Source organism: Demequina litoralis (genome assembly GCF_030418455.1).
Taxonomy (GTDB): Bacteria; Actinomycetota; Actinomycetes; order Actinomycetales; family Demequinaceae; genus Demequina; species Demequina litoralis.
Map to the genome: position 1 here is coordinate 100,772 of NZ_JAUHPW010000009.1, position 21,244 is coordinate 122,015.

Below are 21,244 nucleotides of genomic sequence, written 5' to 3' on the forward strand. Positions count from 1 at the left end.
CCGCGGGGCGTTCCCGCTGCTACGTTCCCCTCATGGCATACCCGCGGAACCTGCTGGCCCCCGACGAGGACGTCGTCGTCGACAGCCACCCCCACTGGAAGGCGCTCGTGGGGCCGGTGCTCGTGTCCGTGCTCGCGATCGCGCTGGTGGCCTTCGTGCTGTGGTGGCTCGGCACGGTCGAGCTCGACGGCATCGCGGAGACGGTGCTCGCCGTCGTCGTGGGCGTGGTCGGGCTGGTGCTCATCGTGTGGCTCGCGATCGCGCCCTTCATCCGGTGGGCGACCACGCACTTCGTCATCACGGACCGCCGCGTGATCTACCGCACCGGCGTGCTCACCAAGAGCGGCATCGACATCCCCCTCGCGCGGGTCAACACGGTGCAGTTCCGCCACGGGCTCATCGACCGGATGTTCCGGACGGGCACGCTCATCATCGAGTCGGCCTCGGACGACCCGCTGTCCTTCGACGACATCCCGAATGTCGAGAAGGTGCACGCGCTGCTCTACGACGAGGTCTTCGACGCGCTCGAGGGCGACGACGACCAGCCGCCGCGGTCGGCGCCGCCCGCTCCGCCCACGCCTCCCGCGCCCACGGCGTAGGGGGACCGGGGCCGCTCCCCCGCCGCCGCATCGTCCCCACCCTTGTACCGCCGCAGATGCGGCGCTAGCGTCGCCTCCATGCCGCATCTGCGAATCTCGGAGGCCGCCGCGCTCGTCGGCGTGAGCGACGACACCATCCGCCGCTGGATCGACGCCGAGGGGATCTCCACGGTGCGCGACGGCGCCGGCCGGATCCTCGTCGACGGGGTCGACGTCGCCGGCTACGCCGCCCGCACGCAGGCTCCCGAGGACCCCACCGACGTGCGGCGGTCCGCGCGCAACCGCTTCACCGGGATCGTCACCCGGGTGGTCGCGGACAGCGTGATGGCGCAGGTGGACCTCCAGTGCGGCCCGCACCGCGTGGTGTCGCTCATGAGCGCCGAGGCGGCCCGCGAGCTCGCGCTCGAGCCGGGCTCCGTCGCGACCGCGGTGGTCAAGGCGACCACCGTCATCGTCGAGACGCCGGCCGGGTCGCGGTGAGGCGCGCCCGGGTGGCGGCGGCCGGCATCGTCGCGATCGCGCTCGGCGGCTGCGCCGCCTTCTCCCCGGACACGGAGGGCGCCCCCTCGACGGCGGTCACGCACGTGCTCGACGTGTACGCGGCCGCGTCGCTGTCCGGGGTCATGGAGACCCTGGCGGACGAGTTCGAGGAGGTGCTCCCCTGGGTCGACGTGCGCGTCACGTACGGCGGCAGCAGCGACCTCGCGGCGCAGATCCTCGAGGGCGCCCCGGCGGCCGTCTTCGCGTCCGCCGACGAGGCGCAGATGGCCGCTGTCGCCGACGAGGTCGCGGGCGAGCCCGTCGTCTTCGCCACCAACACGCTCACCATCGCCGTGCCCGAGGGCAACCCCGCCGGGGTGACCGGGCTCGCGTCCCTCGCGGACGATGCGGTGGTCTCGGTGATCTGTGCACCGCAGGTGCCGTGCGGCGCCGCGACGGCCGAGCTCGCCGCGCATCAGGGCGTCGACATCGCCGCGGTCTCCGAGGAGCTCAGCGTCACGGATGTCCTGGGCAAGGTCGCCTCCGGCCAGGCAGATGCGGGCGTCGTCTACGTCACCGACGTCCCGCGCGCGGCGGGCGTCGAGGCGGTCTCGATCGACGGCGCGGACGCCGTGGTCAACCGCTACCCCATCGCCCGGCTCACGAGGTCCGACTTCGCGGAGATCGCCGACGACTTCGTCGCCTACGTCGCCGGTGCCGAGGGCCGGGCCGTGCTCGCCGACGCGGGCTTCGGGGCGCCGTGACGGGCCCGCGCTGGCTCGTGCCGCTCGCCGTCGCGGGAGCGCTGCTCGTCGCGCTGCCGCTGGTGGGGCTGCTCGCGCGCGCGAGCTGGGGGGACATGTGGGCGCTCATCACCGCGCCCGCGTCGCTCCAGGCGCTCGCGCTGAGCCTGCGGACCTCGGTCGCCGCGACCGCGCTCGTGCTGGTGCTGGGCGTGCCGCTCGGCTTCGCGCTGCACGGGCTCCACGGACGCGTCCGCGCCGTCGCGCGCGCGGTGCTGCTCGCGCCGCTCGTGCTGCCGCCCGTGGTCGGGGGCCTCGCGCTGCTGTACGCGTTCGGCCGCCGCGGGCTGCTCGGCGGGCCGCTCGACGAGGCGGGCGTGTCGATCGCCTACACGACCGTCGCGGTCGTGCTCGCGCAGGCCTTCGTCGCGATGCCGTTCATGGTGGTGTCGGTCGAGTCCGCGCTGGCCGCGCACGGGACGCGGCGCGAGGCGATCGCGGCGACGCTCGGGGCGTCGCGCACCCGGATCCTGGCGCGGGTCACCCTGCCGGCGCTCGGGCCCGCGCTGGCCACGGGCACCGTGCTCGCCTTCGCCCGCGCCCTCGGCGAGTTCGGCGCGACGCTGACCTTCGCGGGCTCGCTCGCCGGCGTCACGCGCACCACGCCGCTCGAGATCTACCTCGCCCGCGAGACCGATCCCGACGCGGCCGTGGCCCTGTCGATCGTGCTGCTCGTCGTCGCCGTGGCGGTGGTCGCGGTCGCGTACCGCCCCGTCGCGGGAAGGGCGGTGCGATGAGGCTCGAGGCGCGGGTCGAGGTCGCGGAGCGCGGGGTCGAGGCGGACGTCACGGTCGGCGCGGGCCGCACACTCGCGCTGCTGGGCCCGAACGGCTCCGGGAAGTCCACCGCGCTCGAGGCGATCGCCGGCGTCGTGCGGCCCGGCCGCGCGCGCATCGTGCTCGACGGGCGTGAGCTCGTCGGGTCGGGACGGCCCGTGCCGCCCCGCGACCGGGGCATCGTCCTCCTCGCGCAGGACGATGCGCTGTTCCCCATGAGCGTGCTCGACAACGTCGCATTCGGGCCGCGGGCGGCCGGACGGCGGGACGCGCGCCGGGTCGCGGAGGCGTGGCTCGAGCGCGTGGGGTGTGCGGACCTCGCCTCACGCCGCCCGGGCGACCTGTCGGGCGGGCAGGCGCGCCGCGTCGCGATCGCGCGGGCGCTCGCGGCCGAGCCCCGCGTGCTGCTGCTGGACGAGCCGTTCGCGGGCCTGGACGTGGAGGCCGCGTCCGCGATCCGCACGATGCTGCGGAGCCTGCTCGCGGACGTCACGGCGATCATCACGACGCACGACGTCCTCGACGCGCACACGCTGGCGGACGACGTGGCGGTGATGGCCGGGGGTCGCGTCGTCGAGGCGGGGACGGCCACCGAGGTCCTCACCCGGCCGCGCACGCCGTTCGCGGCCCGGATGGCCGCGCGCGTGCTGGTCGCGGGGACGATGCGCGGGGGCGCCCTCGAGCTGGAGGGCGGCGTGCGCGTGCCCGTGAGCGGTGGCCCGCGCGGCGGCGAGGCGGCGGCGGTCGCGCTGCCGCCGTCCGCCGTCGTGCTCGCGATCGGGGACGCGCCGCGCGACCGGTCGCTCGCATGGGTGCCGGACGCCGTGCGGGCGCTCGAGCCTCGCGGCGACGAGGTGCGGGTGGTCGGCGCGGCGGTCGCCGCGGACGTCGACGCCGCCGTCGCCGCCTCGCTCGATGCGGGCGCCGTGGTGTGGTTCGGCGTGCCGCGGGGGCACCTCGCGTACGCCCTCACGGGGTGATCCGCCCTCACGGGGCGAGGAGCGCCGGCGCGAGCGCATCGCAACCCCGGCGAAACACGGCCGTTCGTACACTAACGGGCATGGCCCCGGACCTGTCGGGCGTGCGCGTGCACGTCGTCACCGCGTCGAACCGATCCGCGCGCGGCGAGCGCGCGGACGCGTCCGGCCCGGTGCTCGCGGAGGCGATGGCGGCGCTGGGCGCGGAGGTCGGCACGCGCATCGTCCCCGACGGCGTCGACCCGGTGCGCGGCGCGATCCGCGCGGCGATCGCCGGCGGCGCGCGCGTGGTCATCACCACCGGCGGAACCGGGCTCACCCCGGAGGACCTCACCCCCGAGGCGACGGCTCCGCTGCTCGCGCGGCCGCTGCCCGGGGTCGCGGAGCGGCTGCGCGCGGTCGATGCCGAGGCGGTCCCCACCGCGGTGCTGTCGCGCGGGCTGGCCGGGGTGACCGAGGAGGGCACGATCGTGGTGAACGTCGCCGGATCGCCGGGGGCCGCGCGGTCCGCGGCGGCCGTGCTGGCGGCCGTGCTGCCGCACGCGCTGTCGCAGCTGGACGGAGGAGACCATTGATCGCGCTCGCCTCGATCTCGGACGCGGCGTTGTCGCTCGACGCGCACGTCGCCGCCGTCGCGGGGCCGCGCGCCGGCGCGATCGCGACGTTCATCGGCACGGTCCGCGACCACGACCCCTCCGTCGAGGGCGAGGTGGTCGGGCTCGACTACTCGGCTCATCCCTCCGCCGCGGAGGTGCTGGGCGCGCTGGCGGCGCGTCACGACGCCCCCGACCTCGTCATCGCCGTCACCCATCGCATCGGCTCGCTGAGCGTGGGAGAGGCGGCCATCGTCGCCGCGGTGTCCGCGCCGCATCGTCGCGAGGCGCTCGACACGGTGTCCGCGCTGGTGGAGACCGTGAAGGCCGAGCTGCCCGTGTGGAAGCGCGAGCTGCTCGCGGACGGGTCGCACACGTGGGTGGGTGTGGCGTGACGGCGGGTCTCGTCGACCGGTTCGGGCGCGTCCACCGCGACCTGCGCATCTCGCTCACCGACCGCTGCTCGCTGCGCTGCACGTACTGCATGCCGGCGGACGGGGTGCCGTGGCTCGCCTCGTCGACGCTGCTCACCACCGAGGAGCTGGTGCGTCTCGCACGCGTCGCCGTGTCGCTCGGGGTGACCGAGATCCGGCTCACCGGCGGCGAGCCGCTGCTGCGTCCCGACGTGGTCGACGTGGTGCGCGCGCTCGCGGCGATCGAAGGGCCCGACGGGCCGCTGGACCTGTCGCTCACCACCAACGCGCTGCGGCTGCCGGCGCTCGCGGCGCCCTTGCGGGACGCGGGGCTCGCGCGGGTCAACATCTCGCTCGACACGCTCCAGCGCGCGCGGTTCATCGAGCTCACGCGGCGCGACCGTCTCGCGGACACGCTCGCCGGGATCGAGGCGGCGCGCGCGGTGGGCTTCTCCCCCGTCAAGCTCAACGCGCTCGTGATGCGTGGCGTGAACGACGACGAGATTGGCGACCTGGTCGCGTTCGCCGTGGAGCGCGGGCTCGAGATGCGGTTCATCGAGCACATGCCGCTCGACGGCGGGCACACGTGGCGGCGCGAGGAGATGGTGACGGGCGAGGAGATCCTGTCCGCGGTCGCGTCGCGGTACGAGCTCGAGGCGCTCGGGCACGACGGCGCGGCGCCCGCGTCCCAGTTCCGGATCGTCGGGACCTCGGCGACGGTCGGGGTGATCGCGTCGGTGACGCGCGCGTTCTGCGACCGCTGCGACCGCGTGCGGCTCACGGCCGACGGCCAGTTCCGCAACTGCCTCTTCGCGCACGAGGAGTCCGACCTGCGGTCGTTGATGAGGGACGGGGCGGACGATGCGCGGCTCGCCGAGGCGATGCAGGCGTGCGTCGCGCTGAAGAAGCCCAGGCACGGCATCGACGACCCGTCGTTCGTGCAGCCGTCGCGCCCGATGAGCGCGATCGGGGGCTGAGACGCCCCCCACCTGGATGTCAGGCCGGCGCGACCGGCTGACGGAGGATCGTGCGGAGCTTCTCGGGTGCGACCTTGCGGAAGTCGCTGAGGTAGATCTCGTGGTGCCGGCCGGTCATGCGGAGGCTGTTGCCTGGGATGAACTCGTCGTGGATCCGCGCGAGGACGGGACCCTCGTCGTCGAAGGACCCGACGTGGAGGGTCTGCACGCATCGTCTCTCCGCGAGCGTCTCGAGCCGCACGTCGTCCAGCCGCGGCGGGGCGCCCTTCGCCGCAGCCGCCTTGCGGGCCGTCTCGCGGGCCGTCTCGCGGGCCGTCTCGACCAGCGCATCGTCCACCCACCCGGGCGTCATGATCATGAGCGTCCACCGCCACGCGGACTTGTCGCGGCGCGTGGTGAAGGCGGAGGGGTCGTCGGCGGTCCACAGCCCCTCGAGCGGCGGCACGACGTAATCGCGGCCAACCTCCTTCTTGGACGCGAACTTCACCTTGTAGGCGACCGGGTAGAGGGCCTCGATGGCCTGGGCGAAGTCCGGGCTCGTGTTGGGGTCGCCGCGGCCGTCGACCATGAGGTAGCGGGTGGGCGGCACGTCGAGGATGCGGATCTCTCCGCGTCGCGCCTGGTAGGCGTCGAGGGACTTCTTGAAGTCGACCTTGTCCGTCATCGCTGCGCCCCCTTGAGGCGAGTCTGGCACACCCCCGGCTGCCCGTCGCCTGGCTGTCGTGTGCCCGTGTCCCCGCGTCCGCGCGTGCTCGTGCGGGGTGATGTCCACAGGCAGTATTGGGGTGGAAACTGTCCACATACCTGGGGTGATGGCTTCTGGGCGTTGTCTGACCCTCGTGGTGGACTTGTCGCATGGAGTTCTCGGTGCTGGATGTCGCGAAGGGCTTGGTGCCGCTCAGGCCCTTCGAGCAGCGCGACCTGCGCACCCTGTCCGAGGACGAGCTCGCGACCGCGTTGGAGGTCGCGGGGAAGCTGGCGCGGCTGGCGGATGTGCCGGGGGTGATGCTCGCGGCCGAGGCGGAGCGGCGTTCCAAGGACAAGCCCGGTGGTGGGATGGCGCGCAGGCGCGGTCACCGCAACGCCAACGGGATGGTCGCGAAGAAGCGGGGCGGGTCGGCCGGGCAGGCACGTGATGCGATCGTCACGGGCCGGCTGTTCGACAACGGCGACGACGGTGACGATGCCGGCGGTGCCGGCGGTGCTGGCGGCGCGGGCGCCGGCGGTGGTGGCGGTGGCAGCGGTGAGACGCCGAGGTTCCGTCATGTGGCGGCCGCAGTGAAGGCCGGCGACCTGTCGGCGGCGCAGGCGGCGCTGGTGATCGACACCCTCGAGGCCCTCGACGGTGCGGGCGAGGACGTCGAGAAGGCGCTGGTCGCGAAGGCGTTGAAGCTGTCGTTGGCGGATCTGCGCAAGGCATGCCTGGAGCTGCGGGCCGGTGGGAGGAGCGGGAGAAGCGCCAGCGCGCCGAACGCTACCTGTCCCTCACGGAAGGCGCCGACGGGATGGTGCGGATCTCGGGCCTGCTGGATCCGGCATCGGCGGCACCGATCAAGACGTGGTGCGACGCGCAGGTCAAGGACGCGTTCCGCAAGCGCCGCGACGAGGGATTGGGGGCCGCGCCTCCGGGGGAGGCGGGCCGGATCCGCGTGGACGCGCTGGTGGACCTCGCCCGTCACGGGATGCGCTGCGACCAGCCCGGCTCGGGGGTGTCGACCGAGGTCGTGATCCGCATCGACTACGACGCCCTCACCACCGGGGTGGGGCTCGGATCGTGTGACGCGGTGTCGACACCGCTGTCAGCCGGGCAGATGCGACGCATGATGGTCGACGCGCGGATGCTCCCCATCGTCCTCGGTGGCGGCTCCCAGGTCCTCGACGTGGGCTACGCCCGCCGATACTTCACCCCCGCCCAACGCCACGCGCTCGCCGAGAGGGACGGTGGATGCGCGTTCTGCCATGCCCCGGTGGCGTGGTGCGACGCCCACCATATTGCCTGGTGGAAGCTCGACTCCGGCCCCACCGACCTGTCCAACGGGGTCCTCCTGTGCACACGCTGCCACCATCGGATCCACGACGACGGCTGGCAGGTCAAGGCCACAGCCACCGAGGTGTGGTTCATCCCGCCCGTCACGGTCGACCCCCTCCAACGCCCCCGCCAAGGCGGCAAGGCAGCACTACGAATCGACATCACCGACACCCACCCCACCGGCAACCCCGACGCCACCGACCCACCCAGATGACCCCGCCCCGACGGCGCCCACCCCCACGGGAGGCGCCGCACCGGCATGCCCAGGCGGCCGGAAGATGGGCTGCGCGGCGGCTATCCCCCGGCGAACGGCGGCAGCACGTCCACGAGATCCCCGGAGGCGAGGGCTGCGGCGTCCTCGAGGCGCGTGCCCTCGCGCAGGATCGCGCACTGGCCGATCACCCGCGGAGCCTCGTCGCCGCGGGCAGCGAGGGCCTCGCGCAGGCCTATCACGGTGCCCACATCGAGCGTGAGCTCCTGCGCGTCGGCGGCCTCCGCGGCCGCCGCGAACAGCCGGACGGTGATCACTCGGCCGCCCAACGGGCCGCGAGCGCCTGCGCGGTCCCGCACTCGGGTCCGATGTCGTCTCCCGCCGCCGCGCGCCGGCCCGCCGCGTAGCCGACCAGGAAGGTCGTGAGCGGCGCCGCCGGCCGCACGACGGAGTGCGCGGCGTCGCGCGCCACGTCGAGCAACGCCTGCACGTCGAGCTGGCCCAGGTCGAGCTCGAGCTCGGTCGCGAGCGCCGCGACCCACTGATCCATGGTGCCCTCGGTCATCCCAACCGCTCCTTCCAGTAGTCCTCATCCTCGCGGGTGTCGAGATCCCGGGCGAGGTCGCCCGACGCGGAGAGCCCCGCCATCGGGATCCCCTCGACCAGCCGCCTCAGCGAGGTGCCCGCCAGATCCCCGGTGCACCGCTCCGCGAGCATCGAGGTCGGGTACACCGCCAGCAGCTGCTGAGCGAAGCCTCCGGCGTCCACCGCCCACGCGCCGCGATCGTCGGCCGCGGCGTCGAGCAGTGGCGGGAGCACCTCCCCCGCCAGCGGGGTGTCCACGCCGAGAACGGCCGTCACGGGTGCGGGTTCACGCTCGCGCGCCAGCTCCGCGATCCCCGCCGCGACCGCGGCGGCCGGGCCGCCGCCCGCGGGCTCCTCGACGGTCCAGCGCACACCCTCGGCGCGAGGCCCGCCGACCACGACCACGCTCGCCGCTCCCGCGACCGCGTCGAGCGCGCGCTCGAGGAGCGTGCTGCCGCCGACGACGAGCTCGGGCTTCGACACACCGCCGAGCCGTGAGCCGCGCCCTCCTGCGACGACGATCGCGTCCCAGCGGTCAGCCACGGCGAGACCCCGCCCACGCGCCGGCACTCCTGCTCACGGCCCTCGTACCCGCGGCTCTCGGACCCACGGCGTTCAAACCCACGGTCCTCGGACCCACGGCGCGACTACCCACGGCGCCACGACCCCGACTTGCCGCCGTCCTTCGCGACGAGCCTGATGTCGCGGATGGTGGTGCCCTTGTCGAGCGCCTTCACCATGTCGACGATGTTGAGCGCCGACACGGACACCGCGGTGAATGCCTCCATCTCCACACCGGTCCGGTCCGCGGTCGACACGGTCGCACTGATGCGGACGCCGCCGTCCTCCACCTCGACCTCGACGACCGCGCCGTGGACGCCGATGACGTGGGCGAGAGGCAGCAGCTCGGGGGTCCGTTTGGCGGCGGCGATGCCGGCGATCCGCGCGAGTGCCAGCGCGTCGCCCTTCGGCACCGTCCCGTCCCGCAGCGCCGCCACCACGTGCGGAGCGCACGCGACGAAACCCTCGGCGGTCGCGCTGCGCACGGTGGGCTGCTTGCGGGTCACATCGACCATGCGGACCTGGCCGCGTCCATCGAGGTGGGTGAAGGCGGGCCCGGTCGCGCCGGCGTCGCTGGTCTCGCTCATACGGTGAACCTCCTGACGGCGACGATATCGCCCGCCTCGACGGTGTCGGCCTCGGCGCGGACGCGGGCGAGCCCGTCGGCCGCGGCGAGGCGGGCGGCGAGGTGGGAACCAGAGCCGCCCGATGTGGCGGGACGCACACCCGCGCTGCCGCTGCTCCCGCCGACGCCCTGCCGGCCGTCCTCACCGCTGGCCGCCCCCTCGATGACCACCGGCATCACCTGCTCGCGCCCCGGCGGGCAGCGCCATGGCTCCAGGGCGCGCATCGGCTCCCACTCCGGCTCGGGGATGCCGCGCATCGCGCGCACCGCGGGCCCCACGAACAGCTCGACGCACACCGCGACCGCCACCGGGTTGCCCGGCAGGCACACCACCGGCGTCCCCGCGACGACCCCGAGACCCTGAGGCTTGCCCGGCTGGATCGCGACCCGCAGGAACTCGACACCCGCACCCGCGAGCCCCTCCTTCACCGGGTCGTGGTCGCCCACGCTGGCGCCGCCCGTGGTGACGACGAGATCCGCATCCGCGGCCTCGACCGCGGCACGCACGTCCTCGCCCCGGTCGCCGACGGTGCCGAGATCCACGGGCACGGCGCCGAGGCTGCGCAGCGCCGCCTCGAGATACGTCGCGTTCGACTCCCAGATCCGCCCGGGGGCGAGCGGCGTGCCGGGACGCACGAGCTCGTCGCCGGTCGCCAGGTAGGCCACCCGGGGTGCCGGCATCACGACGAGCTCGCCGCTACCCGCCGCCGCGGCCGCCGCGAGGTGGCGCGGGCGCAGCCGCACCCCGGCGGGAACCACGAGGTCACCCGCGCGCGCGTCCTCCGCACGGCGACGGATGTGGCGGCCGAGGGGCGTGGGCGCGTCGACGAGGACCGCGCCCGCCGCGGCGGCCACCAGCTCCTGCGGCACCACCGCATCGGCCCCGGCCGGCACGGGCGCGCCCGTCATGATGCGCACCGTCTCCCCCGCCCCGAGCACCCCGTCCCACGGGTGCCCCGCGGCGGACTCCCCCACCAGCGCGAGCCGGACGGGTGCACCCTCGCTCGCCTCCGCGACGTCGGCGGCCCGCACCGCGTAGCCGTCCATGGCCGAGTTGTCGAAGGGCGGCAGATCGCCGGCGGCCCGCACGTCGACCGCGAGGACGGCATCCAGCGCGTCCGCGAGCGCGACGCGACGGGGCACGGGCGGCCCGACGAGCGCGAGGACCTGCGCGAGGTGCTCGGCCGCGCTACGCACGGGCACCCCCGGCCACGGGCAGGCTGCGCCACTCGCCGTCGCGCGCGTCCAGCACCTGCAACGTCCCCGCGAGGCCCCGTCCCGTGCCGGTGAGCAGCACGACCGCCTGCGACGCCATCGCGGCGCCCACCTGCCCGCACAGCGGCCCGAGGACCCCGCCGGCGTCGCACACGCCGAAATCGGGCGCCGGCTCCTCGGGGAACACGTCGCGCAGGGTCCTCCCGGAATCGAAGACGGTCACCTGGCCGAACCACCCCTGGACCGCGCCCCACACGAGGGGGACGGCGAGCGCCGCGCACGCGTCGGCCACGGCGAGCCGCGACGGCCACGTGTCGGTGCAGTCGAGCACCAGGTCGTGGCCCGCGAGCACCTCGGCCGCATCGGCGCCGAGCCGGGCGTCGAGGGTGGTCACCCGGACGTCGGGGGCGAGGGCGGCGAGGGACGATGCGGCGGCCTCCACCTTCGCGCGGCCCACGTCGGCGGGCCCGAACAGCACCTGGCGGTGCAGGTTGGTCACGGACACCCGGTCCGAGTCGATCAGCGTGAGCGCGCCCACGCCGGCCGCGGCGAGGTACAGGGCCGCGGGGCAGCCCAGCCCGCCGACGCCGACGATCGCCACGCGCGCCGCGCCCAGCGCGGCCTGCCCCTCGCCACCGAATCCGGGAAGCGCCCGCTGCCGGACGTACGCGTCAGCTGCCACCCGCGTCACGGTACCTGTCCAGCACGATCTCCACGAGCCTCGGGTGAGGCGCGAGCGGCGCCGTGACGTAGTCCGCCCCCGCCTCCCCCAGCCGCTTCTGGAAGAAGCCGGGTGCCAGCAGGAACGATGCGACGGCGACCTCGCCGTCCTCGCCGTTGGCGCGGGCGTCCGCGACCGCATCGGCCACCGTGGGGTGGATGCCGGCGGCGTAGCCGATGCGGACCGGGCCGCTCCACCGCGCGCGCAGCATCTCGGCCGCCGCCTCGGTGTCCGCCGTGCTGCGCGGGTCGGACGAGCCGGCCGCGGCGAGGATGAGCGTGGTGGTCTCCGGGATGTGCGCCTCGTGGATGCGGTCCATGACGATGTCGACGAGCCGCGGGTCGGGCCCGAGCGCGGAGGCCGCCGCGACGTCCTCCCGCCCCTTCACCGCCTCCGCGATGTCGTGGTAGACGTGATAGCCGCCCGCGAGCAGCAGCGGCACTACCACCGCCGAGGTGCCGTCGCACGGCTCGACGTCCGCGACGACCTCCTTGCAGTACGGGCCGTGGACGTCGACGTAGGCGTCGCGCACGTCGTGCTGCGGCAGCGCGCCGCGGATGTCCTCGACGACCTTGAGGATGGTCGCCTGACCGTCCTCGTCGCGCGTGCCGTGCGCGCATGCGATCAGCGTGCTCATGCTGCGCTCACCGCCAGCGCGTAGCCCCTCTTCACCACAGTTCTCACCAGCATCGGTGCCCCCGAGTTCTCCCTCAGCCTGTTGATCGCCGCCTCGACCGCGTGGGCGCCCGCCTGGGCGCCCGGCAGCACGCCCGCGAGCTGCTCACGGGTGAGGACGTTCCCCTTCGCGTGCGCGAGCGCACGCAGGATCTCGAGCCCGGTCGGCGTGAGCGGCAGCACGCGCCCGTCCAGCACCGCGGAGGTCGCGCGCATCACGAGCGGGCCGTCCGGGGTCGGGATCCCGACCGCCGACTCGGTGAAGTCCTGGACCAGCAGCCGCACCAGGGCGCCGAGGCGCCACCGGTCCGGGAAGCGCACCACGAGGCCGGCCTCGTGCAGCGGCGCCGCGGTCACCGGGCCCACCGCTGCGATCACGAGGTCGCCCGAGGCGGCGCGCGCGGCGGCGCCCTCGAGAACGCCGCGTTCCCGCGCGGTCGCGAGCCACGACTCCGCACCCGGCGCCGACGTGAAGATCACCGCGTCGACGCCTCCGCTCGCGGCCTGGTCGATCCATTCGTCGTGGAGGTCGGGCTGGAGGGGCCTGCCCCAGCCGTACACGAGGAGGCTCTGCACCTCCGCGCCCGCGGCCTCGAAGGCCTCGTCCAGCCCGTCGGACCCGTTGCCGTGGTGCTGCACCGCGACGCGGAGCCCGTCGACGCCCTCGGCGAGGAGGTAGTCGCGCAGCTCGGCCGACGTCTCCGACTCCGCGACCCAGTCCGCCTCGAGGCCCGCCTGCTGGATGGCGCCGCGCGCCTTGGGCCCGCGTGCGATGAACCGGGCGTCCTTGATCGCGTCGAGCAGGTCCTCGGCGAGGCCCGCGGCATCGGCCGCCTCGATCCAGCCGCGGAAGCCGATGCCGGTGGTCGCCACCACGATGTCCGGGGGCGACGCGATGAGGGCCCGGGTGTCCTCGATGAGGCGGGCGTCGTCGAGATGCGGGATGGTGCTGAGCGCGGGCGCGTGGCGCACCAGGGCGCCGCGGCGCTCCAGCGCGGATGCGAGCTCGCGCTTCCTGCGGTCCGCGGTGATGACCATGACACAGCCCGACAGCGGCTCCCCCACCATCGACACGCGGACCTCCCCGTCACTCGCGTCGCGGCGTCGCCGCGACCTCGGAGGCCAGCAGATCCGGCCTCGATACGTTGCCGATGACGATAATCGCGGGAGGTTTCACCCCTGTTTCCCCTGCGATAAGAACAATGTCGTCGAGCGTGCCGTGCGTGACGCGCTCGTCCGCCGTGGTGCCGGACTCGATGATCGCGACCGGCGTCGTGCCTGGTGCGCCGCCTGCGAGGCCCGCGGCGACGATGTCCGGCAGCGCCGCGACGCCCATGAGCACGACGACTGTCGTGCCGTGCGTCATGGCGGCCACCGAGGTCGCGTCCGCACCCGCGTGGCCGGACGTGACGAGCACGGCGGTGGACAGTCCCCGCTGCGTGACGGGGATGCCCGCACGGGCGGGCACCGACAGCGCCGAGGTCACGCCCGGCACCACCTCGACCGGCACGCCGGCCTCGAGGCACGCGTGCACCTCCTCGCCGCCGCGTCCCAGCACGAACGGGTCGCCGCCCTTGAGCCGCACCACGGTGCGTCCCTGCTGCGCGTGGGACACGAGGATCCTGTTGATCTCGTCCTGCGGAACGGGATGGCGGTCGGGCGACTTGCCGACGTTGACCACCTCGACGTCGTAGGGCACGGTGACGAGCAGCTCGGTGGTGCCGAGCCGGTCGGTCACCACCACGTCCGCCTCCGCGAGCGCCTGCCGTCCGCGCACCGTGACGAGGCCCGGGTCGCCGGGACCCGAGCCGACGAGGATGACGCGGCCGTGACCCGACCGGCGGCGGCGCAGGTCGACCGCGCCGGCGTCGATGTGCGCCGCGACGGCGTCGCGCACCGCCCGGATCCGCGCGGGGTCCGGACGGTCGGTCGAGATCACACCGACCGCGAGGTCGCCGTGGCGCGACAGCGCCGCCTGCCGCGCGGTGCCGTTCGTCGCGTCCGAGGCGTCGATGCAGAACACGCGTCGCGCCTCGGCCCACGCGGCCACCGCATCGTTCACCGCCGCATCGTCCGTCGCTGCGAGCACGAACCAGGCGCCGTCCAGGTCGGCCTCCTCGACGGTTCGCGCGCGCCACTCGAGGTCGCCGTGCTGGGCGAGCCGCCGCACGTCGTCGCTCGCCTCGGGCGACACGACGTGCACGTCGGCGCCCTCCGCGAGGAAGCGCTTGATGCGCCGCGAGGCCACATGGCCGGCACCCGCGACGAGCACGCGCCGATCCTTGAGGTCGAGTCCGAAGAGAGCTGTCACGCACCACCCGCCAGGTCGATGAACACGTCGCCATTGTCGAGGTGAACACGGTGAACGACCAAGTTCGCCGCGTGTCCCGGCTTGGGCTCCTTGTCCATCGTGACCAGGCAGGCCCCGTCGAGCAGCGAGAACACCTGCTTGTAGATGGGCGACGCGATGGTGGGCACGTCGCCCTTCGAGCCCGTGATCCCGCGCGAGATCACCGACGCGCCGGAGAACGGGTCGAGGTTCTGGACGCAGTGCACCGAGCCGTCGGCGAGCAGGAAGATCGCGACCTGCTCGCCGCCCACGAGCGCGGCGACGCCGAGCTCCGGCGTGAGGTCCGCGAGCGCGCAGACGCGGGTCGCGGTGGACGATGCGGTGGCGGGGACGGCGGTCATGACCGGACCTCCAGGGTGGTGGGGGCGATGAGCACGGGCGCGTTCTCGCGCTCGGCGGGGGTGGCCGGGCGGCGCTGGCCTCGCTGCTCGACGTACGCGAGCGAGGGGTCGGGCTGCTCGGGGGCGTTGACGAACGACGCGAACTGGCGCAGGCGCACCGGGTCGTCGAGCACGGCCTTCCACTCGTCCTCGTAGGAGTCGATGTGACGAGCCATGTGCGCGTCGAGCTCCTCCCCGAGGCCGAGGGAGTCCTCGACCACGATCTCGCGGATGCGGTCGAGGCCGCCCTCGTGCTCCTGCTGCCACGGGGCCGTGCGCTGCAGGCGGTCGGCGGTGCGGATGTAGTACATGAGGTAGCGGTCGATCACACGGAAGACGTCGTCGTCGGACACGTCCTCCACGAGCAGCTGCGCGTGGACCGGCGTGAAGCCGCCGTTGCCGCCCACGTAGACGTTCCAGCCCTTGTCCGTCGCGATCACGCCGACGTCCTTGCCGCGGGCCTCGGCGCACTCGCGGGCGCAGCCCGAGACGCCCAGCTTGAGCTTGTGCGGGCTTCGCAGGCCGCGGTAGCGGAGCTCGAGCGCGATCGCCATGCCGACGGAGTCCTGGACGCCGTAGCGGCACCAGGTCGAGCCGACGCAGGACTTCACGGTGCGCAGCGACTTGCCGTACGCGTGGCCGGACTCCATGCCCGCGTCCACGAGCCGCTTCCAGATCTGGGGCAGCTGCTCGAGCCGCGCGCCGAACATGTCGATGCGCTGGCCGCCGGTGATCTTCGTGTAGAGCCCGTAGTCCTGCGCGATCTGGCCGATGAGGATGAGGTGCTCGGGCAGGATCTCCCCGCCCGGCACGCGCGGCACCACCGAGTAGGTGCCGTCCTTCTGCATGTTGGCCATGACGCGGTCGTTGGTGTCCTGCAGCGCCGCGCGGTCGCCGCCGAGGACGTGCGCGTTGTACAGCGACGCGAGGATCGAGCCGACGGTGGGCTTGCAGATGTCGCAGCCGCGTCCGGTGCCGAAGCGCTCGATGACCTCGGAGAACGTGGTGGCCTCTGCCACCTTGATCGCGTTGAAGAGCTGGGCGCGGGACATCGCGAAGTGCTCGCACAGCGCGTTCGAGACCTCGATGCCGGCCTTCTCGAGCTCGGTCCCCATGATCTTCTTGACCAGCGGGAGGCACGAGCCGCACGACGTGCCGGCCTTGGTGCAGGCCTTCACCGCGCCCAGGTCGTGGCAGTCGTGGTCGGTCACCGCCTCGCGGATCGACCCGGCCGACACGTTGTTGCACGAGCACACGCCCGCATCGTCCGGCAGCTCGATCTCGCCCTTCTCGACGGACCCCTCGGGGAGGATCCATGCGGCCGGGTCGCCGGGCAGCTCCGCGCCCACCATGGGCCGCAGCGACGCGTACGCCGAGGCGTCGCCCACGAGCACGCCGCCGAGCAGGGTCTTCGCGTCGTCCGTGAGCACCAGCTTCTTGTAGACGCCGTTGACGGGGTCCGCGTAGACCATCTCGAGCGCGCCCGGGGTGGTGGCGAACGCGTCGCCGAAGGACGCGACGTCGACGCCGAGGAGCTTGAGCTTGGTCGCCATGTCGGCGCCCGGGAACGTGCTCGCGCCGCCCAGCAGGCGGTCGACGGCGATCTCCGCCATCGTGTTGCCGGGCGCGATGAGGCCGAGGCATGCGCCCTGGATGCACGCGACCTCGCCGATCGCGCTCACCGCGGGGTCGGCGGTGAGGCACGTGTCGTCCACCACCACGCCGCCGCGGGCGCCGAGCTCGAGCCCGGCGATCGCGCCCAGCTCGTCGCGCGGCCGCACGCCGGTCGCGAAGACCACCACGTCGACCAGCTGCTCGCCGCCGTCGGCGAAGAGGAGGCTGCCCACGTAACCGTCCTTGCCGGCGCGGATCTCCTGGGTCGCGGTGCTGCAGCGCACCGTGACGCCCATGCGCTCGATGAGCCGCTTGAGCGCCTCGCCGCCGCCCTCGTCGACCTGGAGGTTCATCAGGCGGTCCGCGAACTGGATCACCGTGCTGCGCGCCCCGAGGCTCTGCAGCGCGCCCGCCGCCTCGAGGCCGAGGAGGCCGCCGCCGATCACCGCGCCGCGGACGGGCCGGCCGAGCTCGGCGCGCCGCTCCTCGACCCAGCCGCGCAGCGCCGCGACGTCGTCGACGGTGCGGTACATGAACACGCCGGGGAGGTCCGCGCCCGGCGTGGGCGGCGCCCAGGCGTACGAGCCCGTCGCGAGCACGAGGTGGTCGTACGCGACCTCGCGGCCTCCCTCGACGGTGACGATGCGCCGGTCGCGGTCGACCGCGGTGGCGCGGGCGTCGCGGTGCAGGGCGACGAGGGGGTCCTGCCACAGCGCGGGGTCGCCCAGCTGCAGGTCCTCGGGGGTCCTGCCCTGGAAGTAGCTGGTGAGCGCGACCCGGTCGTAGGGCGCACGAGGCTCCTCCGCGAGCACCTCGACGCTGAAGCGCCCCTCGGTGTCGCGTGCCCGCATGGCCTCGGTGAACCGGTGGGCGACCATGCCGCCGCCCACGACGACGATGTGCTCGGTGGTCATCATGCCTCCCGCGTCCCCGCCAGGGCGGGGCGGTTGTCGGTGGCCCCCGCGAGCGCGGGGACCTTGCTGTCGCCCGCGGCGGACGCGGGAGCCTTCGTGGTGCCGCCCGCGGCGGTCGCGAGCATCTCCTTCACCAGCGACCTGCAGTCGCCGCATCCCGTGCACGCGCGGGTGGCGCGCGAGACGTCCTCGACGGAGTCGCAGCCGTCCGCGATGGCGTCCTTGATGCGCCCCTTCGACACGGTGTTGCACTGGCAGACCGTGTCGGCGTCCGCCATGTCGGCGGCGTTCCGGCTCGCGGGCGCCGCGCCCGGGATGGGGCGGACGATGAGGTGGGCCGGGTCCGACGGGACCGGCAGCCCGCGCGTGTAGAGCGCCTGGAGCTCGGTCGCGGTGGCCTTGTCCCCCACCACGGTCGCGCCGACGAGGAGGCCCTCGTGGACGACGACCTCGACGAAGCGGCCCACGGCCGGGTCCGAGATCCGCACGGCCCGCAGCTGGCGGTCGCCGTGCTCGAACTTGCCGCTCAGACCCATGGTGACCACCTCGAGCCCGGACGCCTTGACCCGGACCACGTTGGTGCGGTCGGTGCCCGCCGCATCGTCCCGCGCCGCCGGCGCGGTGCCGGGCGCGCCGGCCCACGCGTCGACGAGACGCTGTGCCTGGTCCCAACCCTGCGCGACGAGGCCGGTGCCTCCCTCGGGCGGCTGGGCGCAGTCGCCGATCGCGAAGACGTGCGGGTCCTCGGGCGAGGCGAGGTCCGTCCCGACGACGATGCCGCGCTCGCACGGCAGGCCCGCGCGACGCGCGAGCGCCGTCTCCGGGATGGTGCCCGCGCACATGACGAGCAGGTCCGTGAGGACCTCGGCGCCGTTGGACAGCTCGACGGCCACGATGCGGCCGCGGCGCTCGACGACCCGCGTCACGGACGCCTGCGTGACGACCGTCGTCCCCAGCCGCCCGAGCGAGCCCTCTGCGACCTGCGAGGCGGAGGAGCCGAGCTGGCGCTCCATGAGGCGGTCGGCGTGGTGCACGAGGGTGACGGCGAGCCCGCGCGCGGCGAGCCCGGTGGCGACCTCGAGCCCGAGGACGCCGGCGCCGAGCACCACGGCGCGACGCGCCTTGGGAAGCGCCGCGAGGATGCCCCGCGCGTCCGCGAGGTCCTTGAGCACGCTCACCCCCGGCACCAGGCCGTCGGGGTTCGCGACGTGCTGGATCTGCGGGACGCGGGCGGCCGAGCCGGTGGCGAGGACGAGCCGGTCGTAGCGGTGCACCGACCCGTCGGAGGCCGTGACGAGGCGGCGACCCCGGTCGATCTCGACGGCCGCGACGCCCTGGCGGACGTCGACGGCGTCCGTGTCGGGAGCGAGGAGCGCGATGCCGTCCGGGTCGGCCTTGCCGGCCACGACGCTCGACAGCAGCACCCGGTTGTAGGGCTCGGCGTCCTCACGGCCGAGCACCATGACGTGGGCGCCGGGCACCCGCGCGGCGGCGTCCTGCGCGAAGCGCGAGCCGACCATCCCATGGCCGATGACGACGATCCTCATCGTGCCGCTCCTTCCAGCTCTGACGCGGGCCGCAGCCGGTGGGCGGCGCGGATCTCGACCGCCGTGACCTTGAACTCGGGCATCGACGACGTCGGGTCGGTGACGTCGTTGGTGAGGCGGTTGGCGCTGCCTGCGCCCGCCCAGTGGAACGGCATGAAGACCGTGTCGGTGCGGATGTCGGTGGTGAGGCGCACCCGCGCCATCGCCTCCCCGCGCGCGGTGGCGAGGAAGGCCACCGCGCCCTCGGTGAGCCCGTACCGCTCGGCGAGCAGCGGGTGCATCTCGACGAAGGCCTCGGGCTGGGCCTGCGCCAGCTCCTTGACGCGACGGGTCTGCGCGCCCGACTGGTAGTGCTGGAGGACGCGCCCTGTGACCAGGTAGGTCGCCATGCCCGGGCGCACGTCGTCGGCGGGGCCGCGGTGAGCGACCGCGATCATGCGCGCGCGGCCGGAGGGCGTGGGGAAGGACTCGAGGAACGGGCGGGGCGTCCCGGGGTGGGCGGACTCCCCCGGCGCCGAGGCGGGGCAGGGCCAGAACAGCTCCTCGCCCGCGTCGAGGCGGGCGTAGGTGATGCCCGAGTAGTCGGCCTTGCCGCCCGCGGAGGCGCGGGCCATCTCGTCGAACATCGTCTCGGCGTCGTCGCTGAAGAGCGCACCACAGCCGAGGCGGGCCGCGAGCTCGCGGAGGATCCACAGCTCGGAGCGGGCCTCGCCGGGAGCCGCGACGGCCGCGCGGCGGCGGATGATGCGGCCCTCGAGGTTGGTCATGGTGCCGTCCTCCTCGGCCCACTGCGTGACGGGGAGGACGACGTCCGCGAGCATCGCGGTCTCCGACGGCACGAGGTCGCACACGACGAGCAGGTCGAGCGCCCGCAGCCTCTCCTCGACGGCGGTCGCGTTCGGCGCGCTCACCACGACGTTGCTGCCGTGCACCAGCAGCGCGCGGGGCCCGTCGGCCGTGCCGAGCGAGGACAGCAGCTGGACCGCGGGCACGCCCGGGCCGGGGATGACCGCCGGGTCGACACCCCACACGGAGGCGACGTGCGCGCGGGCGGCCGGGTCCGTGATCATGCGGTAGCCGGGCAGCTGGTCCGACTTCTGCCCGTGCTCGCGGCCGCCCTGGCCGTTGCCCTGCCCGGTGACGGGGCCGTAGCCCGAGCCCTCGCGGCCGATGAGCCCGAGCGCGAGCGCGAGGTTGATCGCCGCATTCACGCAGTCCGTGCCCTGCGCCATCTGCTCGACCCCGCGACCGGTGAGGATGTACGCCCCCCGGCCGCCGCGCGAGGGGGATGCGGCGGCCAGGAGGCGTGCGACCTCGCGGAGCGTGTCCGCGGGGACGCCGGTCGCGGCCTCGGCGCGCTCGGGCCACCACTGCGCCACCGAGCGGCGCACGTCGTCGAGGCCCTCGACCCGGTCCGCGAGGTAGGCGTCGTCCTGCAGGCCCTCGGCGAGCACGATGTGCAGCAGCGCGAGGAGCACGACCATGTCGGAGCCGGGCACGGCGGCGAGGTGGACGCCCGCGCCGTCGCGGGCGAGCTTCGCGGTGACGGTCTCGCGCGGGTCCAGGACCACGAGGCCGCCGCGCTCGCGCACGCCCGCGAGGTGCTGGACGAAGGGCGGCATCGTCACGCCCATGTTGGAGCCGAGGACGAGGACGGCGTCCGCGCCGCCGAGGTCGGCGAGCGGGAAGGCGAGGCCGCGGTCCATGCCGAGCGCGCGGTTCGAGGCCGCGGCGGCAGACGACATGCAGAAGCGGCCGTTGTAGTCGATGAGGCGCGTGCCGAGCGCGAGGCGGGCGAACTTGCCGAGCGCGTAGGCCTTCTCGTTCGTCAGCCCGCCGCCGCCGAAGACGGCCACCGCATCGTCCCCCGACTCGGCCTGGAGGTCGCGGACGCGGCCCGCCACGAGGTCGAGCGCGTCGTCCCAGCCGGCCTCGCGGAAGCCGCCGTCGGCGGTGCGGATCAGCGGCGTGGTGATCCGGTCCGAGGCCCGCAGCACCTCCGCCGAGGTCCAGCCCTTCTGGCACAGGCCTCCGCGATTCGTGGGGAACTCCCGCCCCGCCACGGCGACCGGGAGGCGCTCTCCCGGCGTCGCGGTGAGCGTCTGCGCGCACTGCAGCGCGCAGTAGGGGCAGTGGGTGGCCGCGGCGGCGCCGGGGAGGGGTCCCGGCGCCACCGCGTCCTGCTGGGGGGTCGTCACG

General features: G+C 74.5%; 23 protein-coding genes. 9 read left to right on the forward strand and 14 right to left on the reverse strand.

Features of this window, described 5'->3' with window-relative positions:
• Window positions 1–32: 32 nt before the first annotated feature.
• The 8 genes from QQX09_RS11720 to moaA all read left to right on the forward strand — a co-directional run bounded on the left by QQX09_RS11720 (window position 33) and on the right by moaA (window position 5,618).
• On the forward strand, window positions 33–599 hold the full coding sequence (locus QQX09_RS11720) for a PH domain-containing protein (RefSeq protein WP_301134902.1): 567 nt from the start codon (window positions 33–35) through the stop codon (window positions 597–599).
• A gap of 78 nt (window positions 600–677) precedes the next feature.
• A complete protein-coding gene (locus QQX09_RS11725) occupies window positions 678–1,079 on the forward strand; it encodes a TOBE domain-containing protein (RefSeq protein WP_301134904.1) in 402 nt (133 codons plus the stop codon).
• A gap of 11 nt (window positions 1,080–1,090) precedes the next feature.
• Window positions 1,091–1,843, forward strand: a complete 753-nt coding sequence (gene modA, locus QQX09_RS11730; protein WP_301134906.1) for a molybdate ABC transporter substrate-binding protein — start codon at window positions 1,091–1,093, stop codon at window positions 1,841–1,843.
• A complete protein-coding gene (locus QQX09_RS11735) occupies window positions 1,840–2,619 on the forward strand; it encodes an ABC transporter permease (RefSeq protein WP_301134909.1) in 780 nt (259 codons plus the stop codon). The genes modA and QQX09_RS11735 overlap by 4 nt, the downstream gene beginning before the upstream one ends.
• Window positions 2,616–3,638 (forward strand): sulfate/molybdate ABC transporter ATP-binding protein, encoded by a 1,023-nt coding sequence (locus QQX09_RS11740; protein ID WP_301134911.1) that lies wholly within the window; start codon window positions 2,616–2,618, stop codon window positions 3,636–3,638. Before QQX09_RS11735 ends, QQX09_RS11740 begins: the two co-directional genes overlap by 4 nt.
• A gap of 80 nt (window positions 3,639–3,718) precedes the next feature.
• Complete coding sequence (locus QQX09_RS11745; RefSeq protein WP_301134914.1) at window positions 3,719–4,210, forward strand: MogA/MoaB family molybdenum cofactor biosynthesis protein; 492 nt, start codon at window positions 3,719–3,721, stop codon at window positions 4,208–4,210.
• Window positions 4,207–4,623, forward strand: coding sequence for a molybdenum cofactor biosynthesis protein MoaE (locus QQX09_RS11750; protein ID WP_301134917.1), 417 nt, complete (start codon window positions 4,207–4,209; stop codon window positions 4,621–4,623). The genes QQX09_RS11745 and QQX09_RS11750 overlap by 4 nt, the downstream gene beginning before the upstream one ends.
• Window positions 4,620–5,618 carry a GTP 3',8-cyclase MoaA gene (moaA, locus tag QQX09_RS11755; protein ID WP_301134920.1) on the forward strand — a complete coding sequence of 333 codons (999 nt, stop codon included), beginning with the start codon at window positions 4,620–4,622 and terminating at the stop codon, window positions 5,616–5,618. The genes QQX09_RS11750 and moaA overlap by 4 nt, the downstream gene beginning before the upstream one ends.
• A gap of 19 nt (window positions 5,619–5,637) precedes the next feature.
• Here the strand turns inward: moaA and QQX09_RS11760 are convergent, their stop codons facing one another.
• Window positions 5,638–6,282: a GyrI-like domain-containing protein gene (locus QQX09_RS11760; protein ID WP_301134923.1), complete on the reverse strand. Its 645-nt coding sequence runs from the start codon at window positions 6,280–6,282 to the stop codon at window positions 5,638–5,640.
• An 841-nt stretch (window positions 6,283–7,123) separates the two neighbouring features.
• On the opposite strand from QQX09_RS11760, the gene QQX09_RS11765 reads away from it, so the two are divergent.
• Entirely contained in the window at window positions 7,124–7,861 is a 738-nt protein-coding gene (locus tag QQX09_RS11765) for an HNH endonuclease (protein WP_301135040.1), read from the forward strand.
• Between the two features lie 80 nt (window positions 7,862–7,941).
• On the opposite strand, the gene QQX09_RS11770 is transcribed toward QQX09_RS11765, so the two are convergent.
• The 13 genes from QQX09_RS11770 to QQX09_RS11830 all read right to left on the reverse strand — a co-directional run bounded on the left by QQX09_RS11770 (window position 7,942) and on the right by QQX09_RS11830 (window position 21,243).
• Entirely contained in the window at window positions 7,942–8,175 is a 234-nt protein-coding gene (locus tag QQX09_RS11770; protein ID WP_301134925.1) for a MoaD/ThiS family protein, read from the reverse strand.
• A complete protein-coding gene (locus tag QQX09_RS11775; RefSeq protein WP_301134928.1) occupies window positions 8,172–8,423 on the reverse strand; it encodes a DUF6457 domain-containing protein in 252 nt (83 codons plus the stop codon). Before QQX09_RS11775 ends, QQX09_RS11770 begins: the two co-directional genes overlap by 4 nt.
• Window positions 8,420–8,986 carry a molybdenum cofactor guanylyltransferase gene (gene mobA / locus QQX09_RS11780; protein WP_301134931.1) on the reverse strand — a complete coding sequence of 189 codons (567 nt, stop codon included), beginning with the start codon at window positions 8,984–8,986 and terminating at the stop codon, window positions 8,420–8,422. The genes QQX09_RS11775 and mobA overlap by 4 nt, the downstream gene beginning before the upstream one ends.
• Before the next feature lie 104 nt (window positions 8,987–9,090).
• Window positions 9,091–9,591: a cyclic pyranopterin monophosphate synthase MoaC gene (gene moaC / locus QQX09_RS11785; RefSeq protein WP_301134933.1), complete on the reverse strand. Its 501-nt coding sequence runs from the start codon at window positions 9,589–9,591 to the stop codon at window positions 9,091–9,093.
• Complete coding sequence (locus QQX09_RS11790; RefSeq protein ID WP_301134936.1) at window positions 9,588–10,826, reverse strand: molybdopterin molybdotransferase MoeA; 1,239 nt, start codon at window positions 10,824–10,826, stop codon at window positions 9,588–9,590. Before QQX09_RS11790 ends, moaC begins: the two co-directional genes overlap by 4 nt.
• Window positions 10,819–11,526 carry a HesA/MoeB/ThiF family protein gene (locus QQX09_RS11795; protein WP_301134938.1) on the reverse strand — a complete coding sequence of 236 codons (708 nt, stop codon included), beginning with the start codon at window positions 11,524–11,526 and terminating at the stop codon, window positions 10,819–10,821. The genes QQX09_RS11790 and QQX09_RS11795 overlap by 8 nt, the downstream gene beginning before the upstream one ends.
• Window positions 11,516–12,202 carry a sirohydrochlorin chelatase gene (locus QQX09_RS11800; RefSeq protein WP_301134941.1) on the reverse strand — a complete coding sequence of 229 codons (687 nt, stop codon included), beginning with the start codon at window positions 12,200–12,202 and terminating at the stop codon, window positions 11,516–11,518. Before QQX09_RS11800 ends, QQX09_RS11795 begins: the two co-directional genes overlap by 11 nt.
• Window positions 12,199–13,308, reverse strand: a complete 1,110-nt coding sequence (locus QQX09_RS11805; RefSeq protein ID WP_301135042.1) for a uroporphyrinogen-III synthase — start codon at window positions 13,306–13,308, stop codon at window positions 12,199–12,201. Before QQX09_RS11805 ends, QQX09_RS11800 begins: the two co-directional genes overlap by 4 nt.
• A gap of 19 nt (window positions 13,309–13,327) precedes the next feature.
• On the reverse strand, window positions 13,328–14,551 hold the full coding sequence (cobA, locus tag QQX09_RS11810; RefSeq protein WP_301134944.1) for a uroporphyrinogen-III C-methyltransferase: 1,224 nt from the start codon (window positions 14,549–14,551) through the stop codon (window positions 13,328–13,330).
• The gene (locus tag QQX09_RS11815) at window positions 14,548–14,931 is read right to left on the reverse strand and encodes a nitrite reductase (NAD(P)H) small subunit (RefSeq protein WP_301134947.1); all 384 of its coding nucleotides are present in this window, start codon (window positions 14,929–14,931) and stop codon (window positions 14,548–14,550) included. Before QQX09_RS11815 ends, cobA begins: the two co-directional genes overlap by 4 nt.
• A complete protein-coding gene (nirB, locus tag QQX09_RS11820; protein ID WP_301134950.1) occupies window positions 14,928–17,498 on the reverse strand; it encodes a nitrite reductase large subunit NirB in 2,571 nt (856 codons plus the stop codon). The genes QQX09_RS11815 and nirB overlap by 4 nt, the downstream gene beginning before the upstream one ends.
• On the reverse strand, window positions 17,498–19,045 hold the full coding sequence (locus QQX09_RS11825; protein WP_301134953.1) for an FAD-dependent oxidoreductase: 1,548 nt from the start codon (window positions 19,043–19,045) through the stop codon (window positions 17,498–17,500). The genes nirB and QQX09_RS11825 overlap by 1 nt, the downstream gene beginning before the upstream one ends.
• Entirely contained in the window at window positions 19,042–21,243 is a 2,202-nt protein-coding gene (locus tag QQX09_RS11830) for a molybdopterin oxidoreductase family protein (protein ID WP_301134956.1), read from the reverse strand. The genes QQX09_RS11825 and QQX09_RS11830 overlap by 4 nt, the downstream gene beginning before the upstream one ends.
• Window position 21,244 lies beyond the last annotated feature (1 nt).